The 22,979-nt window shown below is 64.0% G+C and carries 22 protein-coding genes; 8 read left to right on the top strand and 14 right to left on the bottom strand.

Going from position 1 to position 22,979, the window contains the following annotated elements; all coding sequences use genetic code 11:
* Window positions 1-93: 93 nt before the first annotated feature.
* The 8 genes from BM279_RS17030 to BM279_RS16995 form a co-directional block, all read right to left on the bottom strand.
* A complete protein-coding gene (locus BM279_RS17030; protein WP_013790018.1) occupies window positions 94-1,050 on the bottom strand; it encodes a GlxA family transcriptional regulator in 957 nt (318 codons plus the stop codon).
* A 153-nt stretch (window positions 1,051-1,203) separates the two neighbouring features.
* Window positions 1,204-2,106: a LysR family transcriptional regulator gene (locus tag BM279_RS17025; protein ID WP_013790017.1), complete on the bottom strand. Its 903-nt coding sequence runs from the start codon at window positions 2,104-2,106 to the stop codon at window positions 1,204-1,206.
* A gap of 109 nt (window positions 2,107-2,215) precedes the next feature.
* Window positions 2,216-2,842, bottom strand: a complete 627-nt coding sequence (gene ycaC / locus BM279_RS17020; protein WP_013790016.1) for an isochorismate family cysteine hydrolase YcaC — start codon at window positions 2,840-2,842, stop codon at window positions 2,216-2,218.
* Entirely contained in the window at window positions 2,839-4,482 is a 1,644-nt protein-coding gene (locus BM279_RS17015; protein ID WP_093505642.1) for an MFS transporter, read from the bottom strand. The genes ycaC and BM279_RS17015 overlap by 4 nt, the downstream gene beginning before the upstream one ends.
* Window positions 4,483-4,719: 237 nt before the next feature.
* On the bottom strand, window positions 4,720-6,690 hold the full coding sequence (locus BM279_RS17010; protein ID WP_093505640.1) for an amidohydrolase: 1,971 nt from the start codon (window positions 6,688-6,690) through the stop codon (window positions 4,720-4,722).
* Window positions 6,691-6,709: 19 nt separating this feature from the next.
* On the bottom strand, window positions 6,710-7,528 hold the full coding sequence (locus BM279_RS17005) for an alpha/beta fold hydrolase (RefSeq protein WP_093505638.1): 819 nt from the start codon (window positions 7,526-7,528) through the stop codon (window positions 6,710-6,712).
* 35 nt (window positions 7,529-7,563) lie between these two features.
* Window positions 7,564-8,127, bottom strand: coding sequence for an antibiotic biosynthesis monooxygenase (locus BM279_RS17000; RefSeq protein WP_093505636.1), 564 nt, complete (start codon window positions 8,125-8,127; stop codon window positions 7,564-7,566).
* 176 nt (window positions 8,128-8,303) lie between these two features.
* The gene (locus BM279_RS16995) at window positions 8,304-8,693 is read right to left on the bottom strand and encodes a DUF3592 domain-containing protein (RefSeq protein ID WP_093505634.1); all 390 of its coding nucleotides are present in this window, start codon (window positions 8,691-8,693) and stop codon (window positions 8,304-8,306) included.
* A 210-nt stretch (window positions 8,694-8,903) separates the two neighbouring features.
* Between BM279_RS16995 and BM279_RS16990 the strand changes: the two genes are divergently transcribed.
* The 3 genes from BM279_RS16990 to BM279_RS16980 all read left to right on the top strand — a co-directional run bounded on the left by BM279_RS16990 (window position 8,904) and on the right by BM279_RS16980 (window position 10,704).
* The gene (locus tag BM279_RS16990; RefSeq protein WP_093505632.1) at window positions 8,904-9,266 is read left to right on the top strand and encodes an RcnB family protein; all 363 of its coding nucleotides are present in this window, start codon (window positions 8,904-8,906) and stop codon (window positions 9,264-9,266) included.
* A gap of 118 nt (window positions 9,267-9,384) precedes the next feature.
* Complete coding sequence (locus BM279_RS16985) at window positions 9,385-9,852, top strand: hypothetical protein (RefSeq protein WP_093505630.1); 468 nt, start codon at window positions 9,385-9,387, stop codon at window positions 9,850-9,852.
* A gap of 189 nt (window positions 9,853-10,041) precedes the next feature.
* Window positions 10,042-10,704, top strand: coding sequence for a DedA family protein (locus BM279_RS16980; RefSeq protein WP_093505628.1), 663 nt, complete (start codon window positions 10,042-10,044; stop codon window positions 10,702-10,704).
* A 64-nt stretch (window positions 10,705-10,768) separates the two neighbouring features.
* On the opposite strand, the gene BM279_RS16975 is transcribed toward BM279_RS16980, so the two are convergent.
* From BM279_RS16975 to BM279_RS16965, 3 genes are read right to left on the bottom strand one after another with little or no spacing between them, the layout of a single operon-like run.
* Window positions 10,769-12,220 (bottom strand): AdeC/AdeK/OprM family multidrug efflux complex outer membrane factor, encoded by a 1,452-nt coding sequence (locus tag BM279_RS16975; RefSeq protein ID WP_093505626.1) that lies wholly within the window; start codon window positions 12,218-12,220, stop codon window positions 10,769-10,771.
* Window positions 12,217-15,360 (bottom strand): efflux RND transporter permease subunit, encoded by a 3,144-nt coding sequence (locus BM279_RS16970; protein ID WP_093505624.1) that lies wholly within the window; start codon window positions 15,358-15,360, stop codon window positions 12,217-12,219. The genes BM279_RS16975 and BM279_RS16970 overlap by 4 nt, the downstream gene beginning before the upstream one ends.
* 14 nt (window positions 15,361-15,374) lie before the next feature.
* Window positions 15,375-16,532 carry an efflux RND transporter periplasmic adaptor subunit gene (locus BM279_RS16965; RefSeq protein ID WP_143103611.1) on the bottom strand — a complete coding sequence of 386 codons (1,158 nt, stop codon included), beginning with the start codon at window positions 16,530-16,532 and terminating at the stop codon, window positions 15,375-15,377.
* 201 nt (window positions 16,533-16,733) lie between these two features.
* On the opposite strand from BM279_RS16965, the gene BM279_RS16960 reads away from it, so the two are divergent.
* From BM279_RS16960 to BM279_RS16950, 3 genes are all read left to right on the top strand, one after another.
* The gene (locus tag BM279_RS16960; RefSeq protein ID WP_093505620.1) at window positions 16,734-17,378 is read left to right on the top strand and encodes a TetR family transcriptional regulator; all 645 of its coding nucleotides are present in this window, start codon (window positions 16,734-16,736) and stop codon (window positions 17,376-17,378) included.
* A gap of 97 nt (window positions 17,379-17,475) precedes the next feature.
* Entirely contained in the window at window positions 17,476-18,321 is an 846-nt protein-coding gene (locus BM279_RS16955) for a DMT family transporter (protein ID WP_093505618.1), read from the top strand.
* A 56-nt stretch (window positions 18,322-18,377) separates the two neighbouring features.
* The gene (locus BM279_RS16950) at window positions 18,378-18,848 is read left to right on the top strand and encodes an LEA/WHy family protein (protein WP_093505616.1); all 471 of its coding nucleotides are present in this window, start codon (window positions 18,378-18,380) and stop codon (window positions 18,846-18,848) included.
* Here the strand turns inward: BM279_RS16950 and BM279_RS16945 are convergent.
* Window positions 18,841-19,734 carry a YihY/virulence factor BrkB family protein gene (locus BM279_RS16945; RefSeq protein ID WP_093505614.1) on the bottom strand — a complete coding sequence of 298 codons (894 nt, stop codon included), beginning with the start codon at window positions 19,732-19,734 and terminating at the stop codon, window positions 18,841-18,843. The genes BM279_RS16950 and BM279_RS16945 overlap by 8 nt on opposite strands.
* A 223-nt stretch (window positions 19,735-19,957) precedes the next feature.
* Here BM279_RS16945 and BM279_RS16940 point away from each other — a divergent pair, with 223 nt between their 5' ends.
* Window positions 19,958-20,362, top strand: a complete 405-nt coding sequence (locus BM279_RS16940) for a RidA family protein (RefSeq protein WP_093505612.1) — start codon at window positions 19,958-19,960, stop codon at window positions 20,360-20,362.
* A 74-nt stretch (window positions 20,363-20,436) separates the two neighbouring features.
* Window positions 20,437-20,778 carry a zinc ribbon domain-containing protein YjdM gene (locus BM279_RS16935; RefSeq protein WP_093505610.1) on the top strand — a complete coding sequence of 114 codons (342 nt, stop codon included), beginning with the start codon at window positions 20,437-20,439 and terminating at the stop codon, window positions 20,776-20,778.
* 266 nt (window positions 20,779-21,044) lie between these two features.
* Here BM279_RS16935 and BM279_RS16930 read toward each other — a convergent pair whose 3' ends face one another.
* Together BM279_RS16930 and BM279_RS16925 are read right to left on the bottom strand one after the other, a co-directional pair.
* Window positions 21,045-21,791, bottom strand: coding sequence for a hypothetical protein (locus BM279_RS16930; RefSeq protein WP_425272694.1), 747 nt, complete (start codon window positions 21,789-21,791; stop codon window positions 21,045-21,047).
* A gap of 266 nt (window positions 21,792-22,057) precedes the next feature.
* Complete coding sequence (locus BM279_RS16925; RefSeq protein ID WP_093505606.1) at window positions 22,058-22,978, bottom strand: DMT family transporter; 921 nt, start codon at window positions 22,976-22,978, stop codon at window positions 22,058-22,060.
* Window position 22,979 lies beyond the last annotated feature (1 nt).

Below are 22,979 nucleotides of genomic sequence, written 5' to 3'. Positions count from 1 at the left end.
CGCCACGGGGGGACGGATTCGGCCATCACGGTGCGCAATTCGGACAACCAACCAAAGCCTCTAGCGCGGGCATCGTGGCCCTTCGCCAGCGGGTCAGCCGAACTGGTGACGGTACTGCACCGGGGTCAGCCCCAGGCGCTTGTCGAACATCTGGCGCATATGCCGGGTACTGCCGAAGCCGCTGCGAAAGGCCACGGTTTTCAGCGGCAGATCGGTGCTTTCCAAGAGCGAACGGGCGTGGTCGACCCGGGCGTTGAGCACGAATTCCATGGGCGTCATCTGCAGCTCGCGGGTGAACACGCGGGCGAAGTTGCGCACGCTCATCGCCGCGAACTCGGCCAACAGCTCGACGGTGAACGGCTCCTGAATGTTCTCCAGCACGTACTGCTGCACCCGGTCCAGGGGCGTGGCGCCCTGGGCGGTCGGCGGCAGCAGCGGGCTGAACTGCGCCTGGCCGCCCTGACGCTTGATCACCACCAGCAGCACCTTGGCGACATCCAGCGCGAGCTTCTTGCCGTGGTCGTCGGCAAGCATCGACAGCGCCAGGTCGATACCCGCCGTCACGCCGCCGGAGCTGTGCAGATTGCCGTCCTTGGTGAACAGCTGGTCGCTCTCCAGCTGGGCTTTGGGAAAGCGCTTGGCGAAACGATCCAGGTAGTGCCAGTGGGTGGTCACCCGGTGGCCATCGAGCAGCCCCGCCTCGCCAAGAATGAAGGCACCGGTGCATATCGCACCATGGCGGCGCGAGGCCTGGGCGGCGTCACGCAGCCAGCCGTAGAGATGGGGGTGCCTGTCGTTGTAGGCACCGGGGCCGCCGGGCACCAGGAGGGTGTCGTAGGCCACCGGCGCTTCGAGGGCCAGTTGGTCGGCCTGCAGCACGATGCCGTTGGAGGCGCGCACGCTCAGCGAATCCGCGCCCAAGGTGACGATTCGGTAGTGCTCGCTCTCGGGCAGGTAGCGGTTGGCCACCGAGAACACCTCGATCGGCCCCGCCACGTCGAGCATCAGAACATCGGCGAAGAGCACGATCGCCACGGTTTTGCTGGTCATGCACAGTCTCGAACGCAAGGAAAGCAGCCACCCTAACGTGGGGTGGCTGTCAGTTTTGTAAATCCTGGCGTCGATTATCTAGGCATGGCAGCCGCTTAAAAAGCCCCTCCCGGGGCGCTTTCAGGCAGCACTAAAGTGTTGCTGGTCACTGGCTCAGGCGGCCATGAACCTGAGGATCTGCTCACGCAGCCAGCGCTCGGCCGGATCCTGATCCTGGGCGGCGCGCCAGACCATGGTCAGCTGGGCCGGCACGATCTCGAACGGCGGCTCCTCCATCACCAGGCCGCCGCCCTGCACAAGCGCCTCGGCGGCGTAGTCGGGAATGGTGGCGATCATGTCGGAGTTGCGCAGCAGCGCGCCCAGGCCATTGAAATGCGGCACGGCCAGGGCGATCTTGCGGCTGCGCTGCAGGCGCGCCAGGTCCTGGTCGATGTTGCCACACAAGTCGCCGGACATCGACACCAGCGCGTGGGGCCGTGTGCAGTAATCGTCCAGGGTCAGTGGCGGCGTGCCGTCTGCGGCGCGGATCACCATGGCGCGGATGTCGCGCAGGCTGCGGCACTTGGCGTTGGCCGGCAGCTGGGTGGTGTAGCTGATGCCGATGGACACCTCGCCGGTGGCGAGCAGGCCGGGCAGCAGCAGGAAATTGGCGTTACGCACCACCAGTACGCATTCGGGTGCCTGTTGGCGCAGGTGGGCAAGCAACTGGGGCAGCAGGCCGCACTCGACGTCGTCGGACATGCCAATGCGAAACACCGCGGTGCTGCTACTGGGGTCGAAATCCCGCACCTCGCTGATCGCCTGGGAAATGCCATCCAGGGCAGCCGGCAGGCGGCGGAAGATTTCCAGCGCGCGGGGCGTGGGCTCCATCTCGCGGCCATTGCGCACCAGCAGCGGGTCGTTGAAGTAGTCACGCAGGCGGGTCAGCGAGGCGCTGATCGCCGGCTGGCCGAGGTAGAGCTTTTCCGCCGTGCGCGTGAGGTTGCGCTCGTGCATCAGGCTTTCGAATACGACCAGCAGCTGCAGGTCGACTTTGCGCAGATCATTGCGGTTCACGATGGGCTCCCGGAAAAGGCTGCGCCGCACAAAGGGATGGGCCGCGACGGGAAATCCGCCGCGGCCCGCTGAATGGGTGGACTGCTGAGGCGCCAGCCACCCTCGCCTGTCACTTGCCTTCGGTGAGTGCCGAGTAGCTGGTGATCAGGTTGCGGTAGTCCGGGATGTGGTCCGAGCAGATCTTCGCCAGGCCTTCCACGTCGTTGCGCCAGTCGCGGTGCAGCTCGCAGGCCACGGCGAACCAGTTCATCAGTTGGGCGCCGGCGGCGGTCATGCGCTGCCAGGCCGAGTCGCGGCTGATCTGGTTGAAGGTGCCGGAAGCGTCGGTGACCACGAACACGTCGAAGCCTTCTTCGATGGCCGCCAGGGCCGGGAACGCCACGCACACTTCGGTCACCACGCCAGCGATGATCAGCTGCTTCTTGCCGGTGGCCTTGATCGCCTTGACGAAGTCTTCGTTGTCCCAAGCGTTGATCTGGCCTGGGCGGGCGATGTACGGCGCGTCCGGGAACAGCTCTTTCAGCTCGGGCACCAGCGGGCCGTTGGGGCCGGTTTCGAAGCTGGTGGTGAGAATGGTCGGCAGCTTGAAGAACTTGGCGAGGTCGGCCAGGGCCAGCACGTTGTTCTTGAACTTGTCTGGGTCGATATCGCGAACCAGGGACAGCAGTCCGGCCTGATGATCGACCAGCAGAACGGCGGCGTTGTTTTTGTCCAGGCGATTGTAGGGCTTGCTCATGATGAAACTCCGGTTGGGTTGGGAGAACGTGGATCGGGGTTGCGTGGCTCGGGTACGCCGAGCAGGTGACGGATGCGCACGGGTACGCCTTCGCGCTGGTATTGGCGCGCGGCCGCCTCGATGCGCTGTTCGGCCACGGTGACGCGGCCGTGGTGACGCAGGTGTTCGAGCCAGGAGGCATCGAAGAAGAATTCCTGCCAGAGGTGCGGGTTCTCGCTGTCCTGCAGCAAGCCCCAGGACAGCGCGCCGTTGCGCCGGCGCATGGCGCGCACGGCGAGCATCGCGTGGCTGAACGCCTCGGCGTGTTCACGGGGAATGTCGTATTCCAGGGTGACCATCACCGGGCCGCGCTCGCGGTCCAGGTCAGCGCTGAGCACAGGCGCCGGCCAGTGCACGGAAGGCGCCAGATCCTCGGCATCGGTGACCGGCAAACGGAAGCGCCAGGACAGCAGCACGCCGAGCACCAGCATCGCCCCGCCGCCGGCCAGGGCCACGCTCAGCGAGTACTCGCTGGCCAGCGCGCCCCAGACGATGCCGCCCAGGGCGCTGCAACCAAAGAACACTAGGATGTAGACGGCCAGGGCGCGGGCGCGCACCCAACTCGGCACGGATGTTTGCGCGGCGACCTGCAGGCTCGACAGCACGGCGATCCAGGCGGCGCCGCTGACCAGCATCACCGGAATCAGCAGGGTGAAATCGCGAATGAAGGCCAGGCCGAACAGCACCGCGGCATAGGCGAGGCTGGCACCGGCGACGATCAGGTCACTGCGCAGCCGCTCACGCAATTTGGGCAGGAACATCGCCCCGCCGATGGCGCCAGCGCCTACGCAGGCCAGCAGGATGCCGAAGTCCGCCGCCGTACCGTGCAGCTCGCGGCGCACCAAGAGCGGCAGCAGCGACATGCCGGCACTTGCGCCGACGAAGAACGCGAAGGTGCGCACCAGCACGGCCTGCAGCGGTTTGGCACTGCGTGCGTAACGCACGCCGAGGCGCACCGCCCCGAACAGCCGCTCGGCCGGCAGGATGCTCACCGTGGGCGTGCGCTCCCAGGTATACAGCGCAGCGATCACCGCGAAGAACGACACGGCATTGAGGGCGAAGGTCAGCCAGGGGCCGCTGAGGCTGACCAGCACACCGGCCACCGCCGGGCCGATGGCGCGCGCCACGTTCATGCCCAGGCTGGACAGCGCCACGGCAGCCGGCAGCTCGCTCTTGCCGACCAGCTCGGGCGTCAGCGCCGACCAGGCCGGCATCATCAGCGCAGTGCCGATGCCCATGGCCAGGGTCAGCAACAGGAGCAGCGGCACGTTCATCAGCCCGAGCAGCGTCAGGCCGGCGAGCAGCACCGCCACGCTCGCCATCCACAGCTGCACGCTGAGCAGGTAGCGGCGCTTGTCGACGATATCGGCCAGGGCGCCCGCCGGCAGCGCCAGAAAGAACATTGGCAGCGCCCCGGCCACCTGCACCAGCGCCACGGCCAGCGGGCTGGCCGACAGCGAGGTCATCAACCAACCGGCGCCGACCTCGTGCATCCAGGTGCCGATGTTCGAGGCGATGCTGGCCAGCCAAAGCCAGCGGAACACCGATGTGCGCAGTGGGCTCCAGGGGCCGGAGGTGGTTTCTTGGGTGACGCGGGTCATGGGTTCTCTCGTTAAAAAGCAGTCGATGTCGGTAAAAAATGGGCACAGCGGTGCCCGAGGCGGCGGAGAGTCGCCGATAAAAAATGATTCTTCGTTGATGATCGTTCCCACGCTCCGCGTGGTAATGCCGCTCTGGGCGCTCCGCGCCCGCTATAACCTGGGCAGCCCGGACGCGGAGCGTCCTAGCGTGGTGCTCCCACGCAGAGCATGGGAGCGATCAGACGATCACCTGCGGGTTCAGAACGCGAAACACGAACACCCGAACGCGCCCCAGAAGCCGGCGTAGTCGCTCACCGGCACCTTGCTCTGCCGCGCTCGCTCATGGCTGTGGGCGTGTACCGCGCAGGAGCCGACGCACTGGTGCACGGCGGCCTGCAGCGGCGCAGCGGGCTTCCAGTGCCCCGGTACCTTGGCCACCGGCGACCAGTCCGGCAGTACCGGGAGCGGTGGGTTGCCGTGCTTGTCGAACTCGTCGGCGCCGTAGACCACCTTGCCACCCACCACCGTGAGCACCGATTCCAGGTACTTGATGGCCTCTTCGGACACGCTGAAATAGTCCTGGGAAAGCACCGCCACGTCGGCCAGCTGACCTACGCGAATCTGCCCCTTCTTGCCCTGCTCGTTAGAGAACCAGGCGCTGCCCTGGGTGAACAGTTGCAGCGCGACTTCCCGCGACAGCCCTTCGGGGTACAACGCGGTGCCGCCCACGGTCTTGCCGCTGACCAGCCAGTACAGCGAGGTCCAGGGGTTGTAGCTGGCCACACGGGTGGCGTCGGTGCCGGCGCCGACCGGTATACCCTCGGCGAGCATGCGTTTGATCGGCGGGGTACTTTCCGCCGCCTGCTTGCCGTAGCGGTCGACGAAGTATTCCCCCTGGAAGGCCATGCGGTGCTGAATGGCGATACCACCGCCCAGCGCCCTCACCCGCTCGATGTTCTTCGGGGTGATGGTTTCGGCGTGGTCGAAGAACCACGGCAGGCCGTTGAACGGGATGTCGCGGTTGACCTTCTCGAACACGTCGAGCATGCGCGAGATCGATTCGTCGTAGGTGGCGTGCAGGCGGAACGGCCAGCGGTGCTCGACCAGGTGGCGCACCACTGGCTCCAGGTCGGCCTCCATGTTCGGCGGCAGGTCCGGGCGTGGCTCGAGGAAGTCCTCGAAGTCGGCGGCGGAGAACGCCAGCATCTCGCCGGCGCCGTTGTGGCGGAAGTAGTCGGTGCCCTGGCCGTAGGTGACGGTCTTGGTCCATTGCTGGAAGTCGGCCAGTTCTTCCTTGGGCTTCTGGGTGAACAGGTTGTAGGCGATGCGCACGGTCAATTGGTCGTTGTCGGCCAGCTCCTGGATCACCTGGTAGTCGTCCGGATAGTTCTGGTAACCGCCGCCGGCATCGATGGCGCTGGTCAGGCCCAGGCGATTGAGCTCGCGCATGAACTGACGGGTCGAGTTGACCTGGTATTCGAGGGGCAGCTTCGGCCCTTTGGACAGGGTCGAGTAGAGGATCATGGCGTTGGGGCGGGCGATCAACATGCCGGTGGGTTCGCCATTGGCGTCGCGCTGGATTTCGCCACCGGGCGGGTTGGGCGTGTCCTTGGTGTAGCCGACCACCCGCAGGGCGGCGCGGTTGAGCAAGGCGCGGTCATAGAGGTGCAGCAGGAACACCGGGGTATCCGGCGCCGCCTGGTTGATCTCGGCCAGGGTCGGCATACGCTTTTCGGCGAACTGGAATTCGTTCCAACCCCCGACCACGCGCACCCATTGCGGGGTGGGCGTGCGGTCGGCCTGGTCCTTGAGCATGCGCAGGGCATCGGCCAGCGACGGCACGCCTTCCCAGCGCAGCTCGAGGTTGTAGTTCAGGCCGCCGCGGATCAGGTGCAGGTGCGAGTCGTTGAGGCCGGGAATGGCGGTACGCTTGTTGAGGTCGATGACCTTGGTGGCGGCGCCCTTGGTGGCCATGGCCTCGGCGTCGCTACCGACCGCGATGAAGCGGCCATCCTTGATCGCCACGGCGCTCGCATGCGGGCGCTCGGGGTCCACGGTGTGGAATTTGCCGTTGAGCAGGATCAGGTCGGCGTCGTTCATGTTGGCTCCGAATGCATAGCCGGCACCGCCGGCAAAGGGTAAGGCGGACCACAGCGCGCCAGCCGCGCCGAGCAGGCCACCGGCAGCAACGACCTGGCGGCGTTTCGGGTCTTTGGGATCATTGGTCATGGCTGGGCGCTCCGGTCGATCAGCGGGACACGAAGGCCAGCAGGTCTTCGTTCAGACGCTGCTGATGGGTCACGGCGAAGCCATGGGGCGCGCCTTCGTACACCTTCAGTTCGGCGCCCTTGATCATCTGCGCGGCGAGCTTGCCGGTGGTTTCGAACGGCACGATGGCGTCGGCGTCACCGTGGATCACCAGGGTCGGTACATCGACCTTGGCCATGTCGGCGCGGAAATCGGTTTGCGAGAATGCGGTCACGCAGTCGACGGTGCCCTTGAGCGAGGCCAGCAACGCGATGTTGAGGGTCTGGGTGAGCACGCCGTCGGAAATTTTCTGGCCCTTGTCGATGCCGTAGAACGGCGCGGCGAAATCGCTGATGAACTGCGCGCGGTCCTTGAGCAGGCCGTCCTTGATACCGGCGAACACCGAAGCGTCGACGCCTTCAGGGAAATCCGCCGCCTTGCCGAAGATCGGCGTGACCGCACCGAGCAGCGCCAGCTTGCTAATCCGCGAGGTGCCGTGGCGGCCGATATAGCGGCTGACGTCGCCGCCGCCCATGGAAAAGCCCACCAGGGTCACGTCATGCAGGTCGAGGTGTTCGATCAGCTGGGCGATGTCGTCGGCGAAGGTGTCGTAGTCGTAGCCCGTCCACGGCTGGCTGGAGCGCCCGAAACCGCGGCGGTCGAAGGCGATGGTGCGGTAGCCGCGGCTGCTCAGGTACTGCATCTGGTATTCCCACATGTCGGCGTCCAACGGCCAGCCGTGGCTGAATAGCACGGGCTTGCCGCTGCCCCAGTCCTTGAAATAGATCTCGGTGCCGTCGCGGGTGGTGAATGTGCTCATGGCGATAACCTCTCGGATAGGAATGTGGGGAAAATTCAGCGGGCGCTCAGCCAGCCGGCGCACCAGCGGGTGACCGCCGGCATGATCCAGAACACCACCGGCACGACGATGCACAGGGTGATCAGCAGGTTGCTCGGCACCACGCCGCCCAGCGTCGGGTACTGCTGGAACAGCGGCAGCCACAACTGCGGGATGATCATGGTCAGCGGGCAGATGACCAGGTAGGTCAGCACCGCCTGTTTCCACTTCGGCGGCTGGGGTGCCTGGGCATGTTCGGGGGTAAACCAGAATTCGTGGTCGCGGCTGACCTGGATCTGGTCGCCGCCTTCGAGCAGCGGCAGCACTTCGTCGATCAGCAGACGCCGGCGATCCGAGGCGATCCACTCGTCCAGTTGCCAGCCTTCGGCGAAGCGCAGCACGGTGGTGAAGGCATCACCCTGCCCTGGGACGCGGATCACGTTGACGCCCAGGTGGCCCGGCTGCTGTTCGGCGGCGGCCAGGGCGCGCTTGAGCCAGGCTTCATAGGCAGGCAGGCAACCGGGGCGCACCTGGTGCTGGATGACCAGGGTCACCACATCGCTCGGCACAGTGGTTGGCATGGTGGAACGTCCCTGGCAGCGAAATCGACCCGCGAGGCCAACGCCTGCGGCATGACGATCAGCAAGCCTGCGGCTGCACCCCGACCGTGCAGCCACTATGCCGCTGCGTCGAGCGGCGTTATTGGACGTATGTGCTCAGCTGGCAATCGACCAGCGACTGCGGTCAGCAAGCGGGCTCAGTTGAGCAGCAGCTCGACCAGCAGGAAGGCGACAGCGATGGCGCACAGCAGCACGCCCAGCCAGAAGAACGAGGCGCCGCGCTGCACCGGGGTGTCGATCACCGCGCGCTTGGGAAACGCCGGATCGTAGCGCACCGCCACCGGATCGCCTTTGCGGTAGTGGCGCCAGCTACTCATGCTGCTTTCGTGCATGTGCAGGTTGCCGTGCTCGTCGCGCCATTCAAAACGCGGGTAGCGGCTCGGCGTACTCAGCCCCCATTCACTGGCGATGATGCGCCCCTGCGCGCACAGCCAGTCGCGGCTGGCGCGCCGGCGGGAAAGGCCGATGCCCATGAGCACAGCGCCGACGCAGCCGAACACCAGGGCGAGAAAAACGGGAACAGGCATGACTCACTCGATTACTGGGACCTGAATAGATAGTGCCGGGCCAAAGCCTGAAGGTTCATGGAAAAAACCTGCCGTTCGGCGGCGTGTGCATAAGTGTCATCTGCAAAGGCGTATAAGAGGACGACAGGCCGGTTGGGTGGTGAAAATTTAGGTTGAGTGTTCGGCAACCTGCCGTGTCCATCTCTATGGACACGGATTAAGGAGAGTCACATGAAAATCACGCCTAACCTCAGCATCTTGTTCGGCGCCCTGCTGGCCAGCGGCATGGCCCATGCGGCCGACCCAGCCCAACAGGAACCGGCCCGCGAGGCCTACCAAGGTCAGGTGCTCAAGCAGCAGCCCGACCAGGAAGACCCGCAAGCCAAGGACCCGATGCACATCGGTGATCTCAAGGAAGGCACCCCGGCACCGCACAAGTACTGGCGTGACGACTATGCGATCAAGGACCTGAAAAAGCACAACCTGCCGGAGCCCGAAGACAAGGAGCACGAGCATTGGGTGAAGATCGGTACCGATTACGTGTTGCTGAACAACAACACCGGCACCATCCAGCGCATCATCAAGGGTAAGTAACCGCTCTGGCACGCTGTACCGACACGTAAATAAAGCTCAACGGCGCCGCGCAAGTGGCTATCATTCACGCAGGTTCCGCCATGCCTCGTGTCGGTTCTTTCTCTTCTAGGGATGGATGATGAAAGCTTCAGCAAGCAAGCCCAAAAGCCCGCGCAGCGATTTCGCCCGCAGCGCCATCGCCGTGGCGGTCGGCGCCGCGCTGGCTTATGGGGGTATGCAGCTGTTCGCGCGCCTGTATCCGGCGCCGGAGCAGCCCACCACCATAAAGCTGGCGCCTGCGCCGGTATCGGCTCCAGCCTCGGCGAGCTCTCCCGCAACGCCTGCAGCAGCACCCATCGAGCCTGTGGCACCTGGGGAAGATCCCTGGTGGCGTGGTGATGCCGCGTTCTGGCAGGAGCAGGCACGTTTGAACAGCGCCGCCGTGGCACCACAATACCGCGAACTGCAATTCGCTTGGTCCGAACGTATGGCGGCACTCGCCAAGCAGCGCGCCGCACAGGACATCGGCAAACGCGACCCGGCCACGATGCAGGCCAAGGATGCGCAAACCACCGAACTGCACGTCCAACCACGCAGCAAACCCTGACTTCGGCCGAATCGGCCACCCTGCCCGCCTACATTGATCGTCATCACGTTGCCTAACGGAACGCTTGTCACGACGTAGGCTCAAAACCCTGCTCTGGCCTCGCGCCTTTGTACACCGATGCGAGCATAATGCTGCCCCCGCGCAACCCGCCCCGATCCGTGGCGGGCTGCCCAATCGTTGGAGCCTTAGATGGAATTCATTCACCTGGTTATCGATTTCATTCTGCATATCGACCAGCACCTGGCGGCCCTGACCGCCCAGTACGGCACCTGGATCTATGCGATCCTGTTCCTGATCGTGTTCTGCGAAACCGGCCTGGTGGTTACGCCGTTCCTGCCCGGTGATTCGTTGTTGTTCGTGGCCGGCGCCATCGCCGTGCACGGCGAGATGAACGTATACCTGCTGGTGCTGCTGTTGATCACCGCGGCGATTCTGGGCGATGCGGTGAATTACACCATCGGCCGCTTCCTGGGCGAGCGCCTGTTCCGCAACCCGGACTCGAAGATCTTCCGCCGCCGTCACCTGGAAATCACCCAGCAGTTCTACGCCCGCCATGGTGGCAAGACCATCATCCTGGCGCGCTTCGTGCCGATCGTGCGCACCTTCGCGCCCTTCGTCGCCGGCATGGGCCGCATGAGCTACGCACATTTCGCCGCCTACAACGTGGTCGGCGCGATCCTCTGGGTCACCCTGTTCACCTACGGCGGCTATTTCTTCGGCAATCTGCCGGCGGTGCAGAGCAACCTGCACTACCTGATCGTCGGCATCATCATCGTGTCGATCCTACCGGGCGTGATCCAGCTGATCCGCCACAAGATGGGCAGTTCCAGCCGCGTGCAGACGCCGCAATAACCGAACGGCAGACATGAAAAAGCCCGCGTTTTTACGCGGGCTTTTTGTTGGTCGCTTGCTACGGTCAGGATTGCGGTGCCGGCTCGCTGGCCGGCGCAGCCTGGTTACGCTCGTTCCAGCCACCACCGAGCGCCTTGTACAGGTTGATCTCGCTGGTCAGCTGCGACAGGCGCACGCCGATCAGTTGCTGCTCGGCGCTGAACAGCTGGCGCTGGGCATCAAGCAGGGTCAGGTAGCTGTCCACACCGGTACGGAAGCGGCGGTCGGCCAGGTCGTAGTAGTTCTCCGAGGTTTCCACCAGGTTGCGCTGCGCCTGCAGCTGCTCCTCGTAGGTGCCGCGGGCTGCAAGGCCATCGGCGACTTCCTGAAAGGCGGTCTGCACTGCCTTCTCGTAGTTCGCCACCTGAATGTTCTTCTGGATCTCGGCGTAGTCAAGGTTGGCGCGCAGGCGACCGGCCGTGAAGATCGGCAGGTTGATCTGCGGCTGGAACAGCCAGGTGCCCGAACCGCCGTCGAACAGACCCGACAGCTGACGGCTGGCGGTGCCGGCGTTGGCGGTCAGGCTGATGCTCGGGAAGAACGCTGCACGCGCGGCGCCGATGCTGGCGTTGGCGGCGAGCAGTTCACGCTCGGCCTGCAGCACGTCGGGGCGACGCTGCAGCAGGTCGGACGGCAGGCCCGCCGGCACGTCGGCCAGCAGCTGCTTGTCCAGGCCATCGCCTTGCGGCAGGTCGGCCGGCACTGGGCCGCCGAGCAGCACGCCCAGGGCGTTACGATCCTGGGCGACCTGGCGGGTGTACTGCGCCAGGTTGGCCTGGGCGGTCTGCACCGCAGTGCGCGCCTGGCTCAGGGACAGCGCGTCGGTCACGCCGACGTCGAAGCTGCGCTGGGTCAGCTCCAGGCTACGCTGATAGGTGCCTAGGGTATCGCGGGTCAGCTTGAGCAGCGCCTCGTCAGCCTGCAGCGTCAGGTAGGCGTTGGCCACACTGGCGATCAGGCTGATCTGGGTGCTGCGCCGTGCTTCTTCGGTGGCGAAGTACTGCTGCAGGGTCTGCTCGTTGAGGCTGCGCAGACGCCCGAAGAAGTCCACCTCCCAGGCATTAACACCAACGGTCGCGCTGTACTGGCCGCCAACCGTGGAACGGCCGGTCTGCGACAGGTCGGCCGGTGTGCGCTGGCGAGTACCGCTGCCATCGGCCGAGATGTTGGGGAACAGCTCGGAACGCTGGATGCGGTACTGAGCCTGGAAGGCTTCGACATTCAACGCCGCAACGCGCAGGTCGCGGTTGTTGTTCAGCGCGGTTTCCACCAGGCGCTGCAGCGCCGGGTCACGCAGGAACTCGCGCCAGCCCAGATCGACGGCAGCCACCGAACCCTGCACGTTACTGCCCTCGTAGGCTTTGCCCTGAGGCCAGGCGTTGTCGACGGGCGACTGCGGGCGCTGGTAGTCAGGGATCATGGTGCAGCCGCTGAGCACGATGCCCGCGACTGCCAGAGACAACAGGGACTGCCTCATTGGACGGCCTCCTCATCATTGGATTGTTTGACGCTCTTGTCCTTGAACATCGAGCTGACCACCACATAGAACAGCGGAATCCAGAAGATCGCCAGGACCGCGGCAGTAAGCATACCGCCGATCACACCGGTACCGATGGCGTGTTTGCTGCCTGAACCCGCGCCACTGGCGATGGCCAGCGGCACAACGCCGAGGATGAATGCCAAGGAGGTCATGATGATCGGGCGCAGACGCATACGACACGCCTCGACGGCGGCCTCGAGATGGCTCTTGCCCTGTTCGTGCAGCGCCTTGGCGAACTCGACGATAAGGATCGCGTTACGCGCCGACAGGCCGATGGTGGTGATCAGACCCACCTGGAAGAACACGTCGTTGGACAGCCCGCGGCCCAGGGTGAACAGCAGCGCACCGAGAATACCCAGCGGCACTACCAGGATCACCGAGAACGGAATCGACCAGCTCTCGTACAGCGCCGCCAGGCAGAGGAACACCACCAGCAGCGACAGCGCGTAGAGGGCCAGGGTTTGCGAACCGGCCAGGCGCTCCTCGTAGGATTGCCCCGTCCAGTCGTAGCCGATGCCCTGCGGCAGCTCGGCGGCAATGCGCTCCACTTCGGCCATGGCCTCACCAGAACTGTGGCCAGGCGCCGGCGCACCGAGAATCTCGATGGCGCTCACACCGTTGTAGCGCGACAGCTTGGGCGAACCGTAGACCCACTCGCCGGTCGCGAAGGCACTGAACGGCACCATTTGGCCCTGATCGTTACGCACGTGCCACTTGCTCAGGTCCTCGGGGTTCATGCGCGAGTCGCTCTGGCCCTGCAGGTAAACCTTCTTGACCCGCCCCTTGTCGATGAAGTCGTTGACGTAGCTGCCACCCCAGCCGATCTGCAGGGTGGTGTTGACGTCCGACAGCGACACACCGAGCGTACGCACCTTCTCGTCGTCGACGATCAGCTTGTACTGCGGCTCGTCGAGCAGGCCGTTGGCGCGCACACTGCTGAGTACCGGGCTCTGGTTGGCCAGCTGCAGGAATTTGTCACGGGCCTGGTTCAGGGTCGCCTGGCCAACACCTGCGCGATCTTGCAGGAACAGGTTGAAGCCGGTGGCGTTGCCCAGCTCCATGACCGCTGGCGGCGCGAAGGCGAACACCATGGCATCGCGGAACTCGCCACCGAAGAAGCGACCCTGAGCACGCTGCGCCAGCTCGGCAACGCTGGTGCCTGCCGCGGTACGCTCGGACCACGGCTTGAGCATGATGAACGCCATACCCGAGCTCTGGCCGCGACCTGCGAAGTTGAAGCCGGTCACGGTAAACACCGAGTTGACCACGTCCTTCTCGTCTTCGAGCAGGTACTTGCGCATGTCGTCTACGACCGCCTGGGTACGTGCGGCACTGGAGCCCGAAGGCGTCTGCACCTGAGCGAACAGCACGCCCTGGTCTTCCTCAGGCAGGAACGCAGAAGGAATCAGGGTGAACAACCAGCCGGCGATGGCGACGATCACCGCATAAAGGATCAGGAACGGTACCCGGTGCTTGACCACGCCACGCACACCACGCTCGTAACCGTTGACGCTGCGCTCAAAGGTACGGTTGAACCAGCCGAAGAAGCCGCGTTTCTCGTGGTGATCACCTTTGGCAATGGGCTTGAGCAAGGTGGCGCACAGCGCCGGGGTGAAGATCAGCGCCAGGATCACCGAGAGGACCATGGCCGACACGATGGTGATCGAGAACTGCCGGTAGATCACCCCCACCGAACCGCCGAAGAAGGCCATCGGCAGCAGCACCGCCGAGAGCACAACGCCGATACCCACCAGAGCACCCTGGATCTGGCCCATGGATTTGCGCGTCGCCTCACGTGGCGACAAGCCCTCCTCGCGCATCACCCGTTCGACGTTTTCCACCACCACAATGGCGTCGTCCACCAGCAGGCCGATGGCCAGAATCATGGCGAACATGGTCAGGGTGTTGATGCTGTAGCCGAATACCGCCAGCACGCCAAAGGTACCAAGCAATACCACCGGCACCGCCAGAGTGGGGATCAGCGTGGCGCGGAAGTTCTGCAGGAACAGGTACATGACCAGGAAGACCAGCACGAAGGCTTCGGCAAGGGTCTTGACCACGCCGTGGATCGATTCCTGCACCACCGGAGTGGAGTCATACGGCATCACCACTTCCATGCCGGCCGGGAAGAACGGCTTGAGCTGGTCGATGGTGGCACGGATCGCCTTGGCGGTATCCAGGGCGTTGGCACCGGTGGCCAGCTTGATCGCCAGACCGGATGCGGCGTTACCGTTGAACTGTGCACGGATGTTGTAGTTCTCGCCGCCCAGCTCGACCTTGGCGACATCGCCCAGGCGTACCTGAGAGCCGTCGCGATTGACCTTGAGCAGGATGTTGCGGAACTGCTCCGGCGTCTGCAGGCGAGTCTTGCCAATGATGGTAGCGTTGAGCTGCTGGCCAGGGCCGGCGGGCAGGCCACCGAACTGGCCGGAGGAGATCTGCACGTTCTGCGCCTGAACGGCGGTGCGCACGTCGACGGGGGTCAGCTGGAAGTTGTTGAGCTTGGCCGGATCGAGCCAGATACGCATGGCGTACTGGGCACCGAACACCTGAAAGTCACCGACGCCCGGCGTCCGAGAAATCGGGTCCTGCATGTTGGCGACGATGTAGTTGGATAGATCCTGGTTGGTCATGCTGCCGTCGGTGGATACCACACCGATCACCAGCAGGAAGTTCTTCACCGCCTTGGTGACGCGCAGACCCTGCTGCTGGACTTCCTGAGGCAGCAAGGGAGTGGCCAGCTGCAGCTTGTTCTGTACCTGAACCTGGGCGATGTCCGGGTTGGTGCCCTGGTTGAAGGTAACGATGATCTCCATGCTGCCATCGGAGTTGCTCGCCGAGCTGATGTAACGCAGCCCATCGATGCCGTTCATCTGCTGCTCGATCACCTGCACCACGGTGTCCTGCACGGTCTGCGCGGAAGCCCCCGGGTAGTTGACCTGGATGCTCACCGCCGGCGCGGCGATGCTCGGGTACTGATTGACGGGCAATTTGAGGATGGACAGGCCGCCGGCCAGCATGATCACCAAGGCGATCACCCAGGCGAAAATCGGCCTGTCGATGAAGAAATTCGACATCGTGTAATCGCTCCTTAGCGGCTTTCGGCCTGTTCAGGTTCAGCCTGGTCAGCAGCGGCCTGTTCTGGCGCAGCCACGTTCTTGGCCTCGGTGGTCTTCACCTCGGCACCTGGCTGCACGAACTGCAGGCCTTCGGTGATCAGCTTGTCGCCGGACTTCAGGCCATCGAGCACCACCCAGCGGTTGCCGTCGGTACGCTCGGCCTTGACCTGGCGCAGCTCGACCTTGTTCTCGGCGTTGACCACAAGCGCGGTCGGGTCACCCTTGGCGTTGCGGGTGATGCCCTGCTGGGGTGCGAGAATCGCTTCCTTGTTCACACCAGCCGGCAGACGCGCGTGCACGAACATGCCCGGCAGCAGAGTGTGATCCGGGTTGGGGAATACGGCGCGCAGGGTCACCGAACCAGTGCCTTCGTCCACCGACACCTCAGAGAACTCCAGAGTGCCTTCGTGTTTATAGGTGCTGCCGTCTTCGAGGCGCAGCTGCACCTTGGCGGCGGTGTCGCTGGCCTTCTGCAGTTGACCACTTTCCAGCTCGCGGCGCAGACGCAGCAGGTCCTTGGTTGGCTGGGTCACGTCGACGTAGATCGGGTCGAGCTGCTGGATGGTCGCCATGGCGGTGCTCTGGCCGCTGCTGACCAGCGCACCTTCGGTCACCGCAGAGCGGCCAACGCGACCGGCGATGGGCGCCAACACCTTGGTGTAACGCACGTTGATGCGTGCCTGTTCCAGAGCAGCTTCAGCCTGCAGGCGGGAAGCCTGGGCTTCGTCATAGGCCTGACGGCTCACCGCCTGATCGGATACCAGGCTCTTGTAGCGCTCGGACAGCGACTTGGCCGAGGCCAAGGTCGCTTCGGCACTCTTGGCAGCGGCTTCATAGACGGCGGCATCGATCTGATACAGCTGCTGACCGGCCTTGACCTCGGAGCCTTCCTTGAACAGACGCTTCTGGATGATGCCGTTGACCTGCGGACGCACCTCGGCGATACGGAACGCCGCAGTGCGGCCCGGCAGCTCGGTGGTCAGCGTGTAGGGCTCGGTCTTAAGGGTGACGATACCGACAGTCGGTGCCTGTTTCGGCGGTGGCGCCGCCTCGTCTTTGCAGCCGGCGAGCGTCAGCGTAGCCAGAGCGATAGCGGAAACCATAGCGGCGAAGGCTGGCTTCTTCTGCATCTGAAAGGACCTCATGTCTAAGTGATTCGAGCCGCAGGGCGCGGGTACCTGGCAGATAGCCGAGGTGGATACTGGGAAATAGAGCGCAAATATACTTACGTTCGAGAATGTTTGTAAACGGATCTTTTTGTGTGACACTGAGCCCGCATGTGACTCCCCAGAAGAGTTTTCATCCATTTTTTAACCGTGGAAGCTGTACCCATGGCACGACGCACCAAAGAGGAAGCCGAAGAAACCCGCGCGCACATTCTCGATGCAGCCGAACGGGTGTTCTACGCCAATGGCGTGTCCGGCACCTCGTTGGCCGATATCGCCAGTGCAGCCGGCGTGACCCGCGGCGCCATCTACTGGCACTTTCAGAACAAGGTCGATGTATTCCAGGCCATGCTCGACCGCCGCATGTTGCCCCAGGAAGAGCTAGCCCGCGCCTGCGAGAGCGAGGACGAACCCGATCCACTGGGCAACATGCGCCAGCTTCTGGTGCAGCTTCTGGCGCGCATGCAAGCCGACAACGAATGCCGCCGCGTGGGTGAAATTCTGCAATACAAATGCGAGTACAACGCCGAACTGGGCGACCTGCGCAAGCGCATGCAGGCTTTCCAGCAAGAATGCGACCAACGCATTGCCAGAACATTACGCAACGCCGTCAAACGCGGGCAGCTGCCGGCCGATCTCGACTGCCGGCGCGCAGCGATCTGCCTGCACGCTTACATGGATGGCCTGCAAGCGCACTGGCTTATGAACCCCGATGCCTACGACCTGCAGGCGCACGCCCACGCGATGGTCGATGCCTTGACCGACATGCTCCAGCACAGCAAGGCGCTACGTAACCCTAGCCCGGCTTAGACCTCGGTCCCATGGCTGGCCGCCGCCGGGCATGCTTAGATTCATCTCATGCCTTGCGGACCACGCTCCGCTGCCAGACCTGCACACAAGGATGGCCATGTCAGCACGTACGCTGTTTCTCACCGCCTGCGCCATGCTGGCGTTCGCCGGCAACTCGCTGCTCTGTCGCCTGGCCCTGAAAACTTCCCAGATAGATCCCGCCACCTTCACCAGCCTGCGCCTGCTCGCCGGCGCACTGATGCTGGCCCTGCTGCTACGTCTGCGCCGTGGTAGGACGCCCATGGCCGGCAGTTGGCGTGGCGCAGCTGCATTGTTCATCTACGCTGCGGCATTCTCCTTCGCCTATGTGAGCCTGGATGCCGGCGCTGGCGCCCTGCTGCTGTTCGGTGCGGTGCAGATCAGCATGCTGCTGTGGGGCTGGCACCAGGGCGAGCGGCCCGGGCCGCTGAGCCTGGCCGGCCTGCTGCTGGCCTTCGCCGGCCTGCTGACCCTGCTGCTGCCCGGCGCCAGCGCGCCACCGCTGACCGGTGCACTGCTGATGCTGATCGCCGGCATCGCCTGGGGCGTCTATTCACTGCTGGGGCGCAGCGCCGGCGATGCCCTGGCGGCGACCACCGGCAACTTCGTGCGCAGCGTACCCATGGCCGTACTGCTCAGCTTGGCGCTGCTGCACAGCACGAGCTGGGATATGCACGGCGTGCTCTACGCCCTGACGTCCGGCGCGCTGACTTCGGGGCTGGGTTACGCCATCTGGTACACGGCCATCACCCGGCTGAAAGCCATTCAGGCCGCCACCGTACAGTTGAGTGTGCCGATCATCACCGCACTGGCCGGCGCCCTGCTACCGGGAGAGGCGCTGAGCCTGCGCCTTGGTTTGAGTTCACTGGCGGTATTGGGTGGCATCGCCCTGGTGCTGATGGCCAAGCAGCGCGCCAAGGCTTGAGCCGAACGGGCACGGGCGCGGTCACAACTGCAGGATTCAGCTACCGGAGAATTGCCATGCGCCTGCGCCACCTATGCACCCTGCTGCTGATCGCCACCCTGGCCGGCTGCGCGTCCTGGGCTTCGCGTGACCCGTTGCATATCGATCTAGTGGGGCTGGAACCGCTGCCGTCTGAGGGGCTCGAAGCGCGCTTCGCGGTGAAGCTGCGGGTACAGAACCCGAACGAAAGCGCCATCGACTTCAACGGTATTTCACTTGCCCTGGATATCAACGATCAGCCGCTGGCTCGCGGCGTCAGCGACCAGCGCGGCCAGGTGCCGCGCTTTGGCGAGACGGTGATCAGCGTACCGGTGACCATTTCCGCCTACTCGGTGCTGCGCCAGGCGTGGGGCGCCAGCAGCTATCAGCCCGGGCAGAGCCTGCCCTATCAGTTGCGCGGTAAGCTCGCCGACGGCCTGTTCGGCACCCAGCGTTTCAGCGACAGCGGCCTGCTGAACTGGCCGCCAGAGCAACCCGCGGTCAGGTAGAGGGTTCGTTTTCCGGGAGAATTTCCTTGTCGCCGGGCTCCTTGCCTTCTTGAGAGAAATGCTCGATCACCGCATTGAGCTCGGCGCCAAACAGCAATACAGCGCAAGAAATGTGCAGGTAAAGCAGAAAGATGATGATCGCGCCAATGCTGCCGTAGGTGGCGTTGTAGTTGGCGAAGTTCTGCGCGTAGTAGGCGAAGGCCACTGAGGCGGCGATCCACACCACCACTGCCAGTACCGAGCCGGGGGTGATGAAGCGAAAACGCTGCTCCACATCAGGCGCCACGTAATACACCACCGCCACCACGATCATCAGCAGAAACACCGCTACAGGCAGACGCAACAAATTCCACAGGGTGACCACGACCTGCTCGATACCGAGCTGATGCGCCAGCCAGTTCATCACCTGCGGCCCGAGCACCATCAGCGCCGCAGCGGTCAGCAGCGCCGCGGCGATACCGATGGTGTATAGCAGCGACAGCGGGATGCGCTTCCAGGGCTTGCGCCCTTCCTTGACGCCGTAGGCCTTGTTCATCGCATCCATGGTCGAGCGCACCGCCGAGGACGCTGTCCACAGCGCCACCACGATACCGATGGAAAACAGCCCGGCCTTCTGCGTCTGCAACTGATCGATGACCGGGTTGACCAGCTCCACCGTGGAGAGCGGCAGCAGCAGCTCGGCCTGCTGGCGCAGCCAGTCGAAGAACGGCTGCAGATCCAGGAGGCTGATCAGCGCTACCAGAAACAGCAGGAAGGGAAACAACGAGAAGAACATCTGAAATGCCAGGGCCGAGGCATAGGTGGGCAGCTCGTCGTCGATGAAGTCGATGACGGTTTTCTTCAGCACTGTAAACAGGCTGACACCCGGCAACTGGGGGAAAAACATGGCGCCTCCACTGGCTATGGCGGGCCAAACAGCATGACCCGTTAATCATCGGCAGGTGCAGCGCCCGGACCGGACCGAGTCACCACAGTCTTTTGGAGGCAGCGAAGCCGCCATGAGTTCGGGTTATCCGCACCACAACGCACAAACGGTGCAACAGTCTCGACCTGCCGCCCTGCGGCTGCAACGCTAGACTGCCGGGCCGTTACCGATCAAGGACGCATCGATGCACAGGCACACCCTCAACCCTGATTCGGTCTTCAACACCCTGCAGTATGGTTTCAGCCAGGCGGTGATAAGCCAGGGCGGACAGCGAATTCATCTGTCCGGGCAGGTCGGCGTGGACGAGCACGAACGGCTTGTCGGCACCGATCTGGCCAGCCAGACCCACGCGGCGCTGCACAACGTACGCAGGATTCTCGAGGCCGCCGGCGGCAGCCTGCAGCACGTGCTGATGCTGCGCATCTACATCGTCGCCCAGGCCCGTGACGAGCAGGCATATATCGTCGATGCGCTGCGCAGCTTCTTTCCCGAACAGCCGCCCGCTACCTCCTGGGTGGTGGTCGCCGGCTTGTCGGAGCCCGAATGGCTGATCGAGATCGAGGCCGAAGCCGTTTTACCGGACGCCTGACAGCAATCCCCGGCGGCGTGTAAAACCCTATATAATCTGCGGCCTTTTTCTCCACGGCCTCAGAAGGATTTCCCGTGAGCACGCTGCCACCCTGCCCCGCCTGCAACTCCGAATACACCTACGAAGACGGCACCAATCTGGTCTGCCCGGAATGCGCCCACGAGTGGTCGGCCACCGACAACGAGGCGGCGGGTGATGACACCAAGGTGATCAAGGACTCGGTCGGCAATGTACTGCAGGATGGCGACACCATCACCGTGATCAAGGACCTGAAGGTCAAGGGCTCCTCGCTGGTGGTCAAGGTCGGCACCAAGGTCAAGGGCATCCGCCTGGTCGACGGCGATCACGATATCGACTGCAAGATCGACGGCATCGGCGCGATGAAGCTCAAGTCCGAGTTCGTACGCAAGGTGTAAGAGCCTGTTCACGATCTTTTTGGCCAGCATGAAGAGGCTGTGACAAGGCAGAAGCGGACATCCAGCGATCTCGTAGGAGGGGCTTCAGCCCCGAGCTTTTTATCAAGGCCGACAAAGAGCTCGCGGCTAAAGCGGATCGCCGCCCGGCCCCTCCTACAACATCAGCAGAGATCTACGTCCGCTCTCGCCTTTCTGCATTCAAAGCGCTGTAGTCGAGCCGAAGGCTCGTGAATAGATTCCAAGACTATGGCGCTCGCCAGGGGCGCCTATTGCACCGGCAGGAAATTCAGGAACAGCAGGCTGTGGGCGTAGTTGACGCCGATACGCCGATAGCGCTCGTCGAGCACATCGCTCAGGTAATCCAGACGGGCGACTATCTTGCCGAACTCCACGGCGAAGCTCAGGTTGCGGCCGTTCTCGGACAACTCGTTGGATAACAGCAGCGGGTTACCCTGGACATCACGCCGGGTGCCCAGCAGCCAGGTAGCCTTTTCGATGTTACGTGCCGCGTTGTGCACGAACTGCGCGTCGATGGTGTCGGTGATATAGAACTCGGTGCGCCCGCCGTGGGCGGTGACTACCATGCTGCCGATGGCGTAGATGAAGGCGCCGACTCTATCCCCCTCGAATTCCGGGCCCAGCGCATAGCTGAGGGCGGCGATGTCCTGTCGGCCGGCCAATGCTGGTGGCGGCCTGCCCTTCTCTATGGATTGCCGCACTGCCAGTACCGCCGCTTGGCGGCTAGCCAGACCCGTCTTTTGCCACTCCCGTGGGTTGCGCTGGTAGAGCTTGTCCATCAGCCGGTACAAGCTGTTGAGGTTGTTGCGCATGCCGATGGTGGCCATGCGGTCGGAGTGGGTCTGGAACAACTCGCCTGGGCTGGCCGCGATGCTGTTGCTGGAAAAGGGACCATTGGCCTGATTATGCATGCAGCCGCTGAGCCCGAGCACCAGCGTGGCCAGCACGATGGCGCGCCAGCAGAAACCACAAAGCAACGGATAACGGGCCGTCAGCCTGTGCACGGAGGCAGTTTTTCGGTGGAGAGCGACATGCGAGTAATCCATTAACTCACAATTCATCCTTCTGCAGACGGCATAACACTAGCAACTCAATCGCCTTCATGCCCGTTACGGCATCAGCACAAGTCGCCAACGCCAGCCATCGGCATAGACCCCTGTGGCTGCGCGAAAGTTTTCCGCTCAGGCAAATTAGCCCTATAGCGCCCGTGGTAATTGCTGCCAGCCTACTGCAACACGTGGGATGGCAGCCGCCAATCGGCTCAGGCCGTCGCCCGTTGCAAGCGCTTCGGCAAGGTGGCCAGCAGCAGCCCGGCGAAGATCATCGCCCCGCCGAACCAGTGAAATAGCTGCAACGCTTCGCCGAGCAGAATCCAGCCGAGAATCGCCGTGAACACCGGCATCAGGTAGTTGCCCATGGCTGCGGTCGAGGCGCCCAGCACTTTCACGCCATTGTTCCAGCCCAGATAGGCGACCAGCGAGGCGAACACTGCCGTGTAGGCGATGGCCGAGAGATTGGCCGGCGTGGCCAGCAGCTGCGCGCCGGTGGAAAGCTCGTAGAGGTACAGCGGCAGGATCATCGGCACGCCCAGGAGCATGAAGATGCCCAGCAGCGCCAGCGGCGGAATCGGCGCCAGGTATTTGGACCAGCGTCTGAGCAGCACGGTGTAGAGCGCCCAGTCGAGCACTGCCAGCAACATGATCAGGTCGCCGCGGTTGAAAGCCATGCCCGCCAGTGTCTGCCAGTCGCCGCGACAGATCAGCACCAGCAGCCCGGACACCGCCAGCGCCATGCCCCACCAGGCGCGGCGCGCAGGCCAGTCGCCGAGCAGCAGCCCGGCGAAGATGAAGGTCATCAACGGAATGCAGGTGTTGACCAGGGTGATATTGATCGCCGCGGTGGTCTGCGCCGCGCTGTACAGAAAGGTGTTGTAGCCGGCGATGCCGAAGGCCGCGATCACCACCAGGCGCCAGCCGGCATGGCGCAACGCCGTGCGCTGACGCCACAGCGGCAACGCCACGAACGGCAGAATCAGGACCAGCGCCAGGCTCCAGCGCCAGAACGCCAGGGCAAAGGGTGGAATCTCACCGGCGAAAGCGCGGGCAACCAGGGCATTGCCCGCCCAGCACAGCACCGCCATCAGCACACCGGCAATCGCCAGCTGACGCGAAGGTTTGTTCATG

This window comes from Phytopseudomonas straminea, assembly GCF_900112645.1.
GTDB lineage: Bacteria > Pseudomonadota > Gammaproteobacteria > Pseudomonadales > Pseudomonadaceae > Aquipseudomonas > Aquipseudomonas straminea.
Note: the sequence above shows the minus strand (reverse complement) of the source record. Positions and strands in the feature narration are given on the sequence as shown.

Coding starts and splice junctions, on each gene's coding strand:
- BM279_RS17030 (WP_013790018.1), bottom strand. CDS start 1,050: ATGACCAGCAAAACCGTGGCGATCGTGCTCTTCGCCGATGTTCTGATG.
- ycaC (WP_013790016.1), bottom strand. CDS start 2,842: ATGAGCAAGCCCTACAATCGCCTGGACAAAAACAACGCCGCCGTTCTG.
- BM279_RS17015 (WP_093505642.1), bottom strand. CDS start 4,482: ATGACCCGCGTCACCCAAGAAACCACCTCCGGCCCCTGGAGCCCACTG.
- BM279_RS17010 (WP_093505640.1), bottom strand. CDS start 6,690: ATGACCAATGATCCCAAAGACCCGAAACGCCGCCAGGTCGTTGCTGCC.
- BM279_RS17005 (WP_093505638.1), bottom strand. CDS start 7,528: ATGAGCACATTCACCACCCGCGACGGCACCGAGATCTATTTCAAGGAC.
- BM279_RS17000 (WP_093505636.1), bottom strand. CDS start 8,127: ATGCCAACCACTGTGCCGAGCGATGTGGTGACCCTGGTCATCCAGCAC.
- BM279_RS16995 (WP_093505634.1), bottom strand. CDS start 8,693: ATGCCTGTTCCCGTTTTTCTCGCCCTGGTGTTCGGCTGCGTCGGCGCT.
- BM279_RS16990 (WP_093505632.1), top strand. CDS start 8,904: ATGAAAATCACGCCTAACCTCAGCATCTTGTTCGGCGCCCTGCTGGCC.
- BM279_RS16985 (WP_093505630.1), top strand. CDS start 9,385: ATGAAAGCTTCAGCAAGCAAGCCCAAAAGCCCGCGCAGCGATTTCGCC.
- BM279_RS16980 (WP_093505628.1), top strand. CDS start 10,042: ATGGAATTCATTCACCTGGTTATCGATTTCATTCTGCATATCGACCAG.
- BM279_RS16975 (WP_093505626.1), bottom strand. CDS start 12,220: ATGAGGCAGTCCCTGTTGTCTCTGGCAGTCGCGGGCATCGTGCTCAGC.
- BM279_RS16970 (WP_093505624.1), bottom strand. CDS start 15,360: ATGTCGAATTTCTTCATCGACAGGCCGATTTTCGCCTGGGTGATCGCC.
- BM279_RS16965 (WP_143103611.1), bottom strand. CDS start 16,532: ATGCAGAAGAAGCCAGCCTTCGCCGCTATGGTTTCCGCTATCGCTCTG.
- BM279_RS16960 (WP_093505620.1), top strand. CDS start 16,734: ATGGCACGACGCACCAAAGAGGAAGCCGAAGAAACCCGCGCGCACATT.
- BM279_RS16955 (WP_093505618.1), top strand. CDS start 17,476: ATGTCAGCACGTACGCTGTTTCTCACCGCCTGCGCCATGCTGGCGTTC.
- BM279_RS16950 (WP_093505616.1), top strand. CDS start 18,378: ATGCGCCTGCGCCACCTATGCACCCTGCTGCTGATCGCCACCCTGGCC.
- BM279_RS16945 (WP_093505614.1), bottom strand. CDS start 19,734: ATGTTTTTCCCCCAGTTGCCGGGTGTCAGCCTGTTTACAGTGCTGAAG.
- BM279_RS16940 (WP_093505612.1), top strand. CDS start 19,958: ATGCACAGGCACACCCTCAACCCTGATTCGGTCTTCAACACCCTGCAG.
- BM279_RS16925 (WP_093505606.1), bottom strand. CDS start 22,978: ATGAACAAACCTTCGCGTCAGCTGGCGATTGCCGGTGTGCTGATGGCG.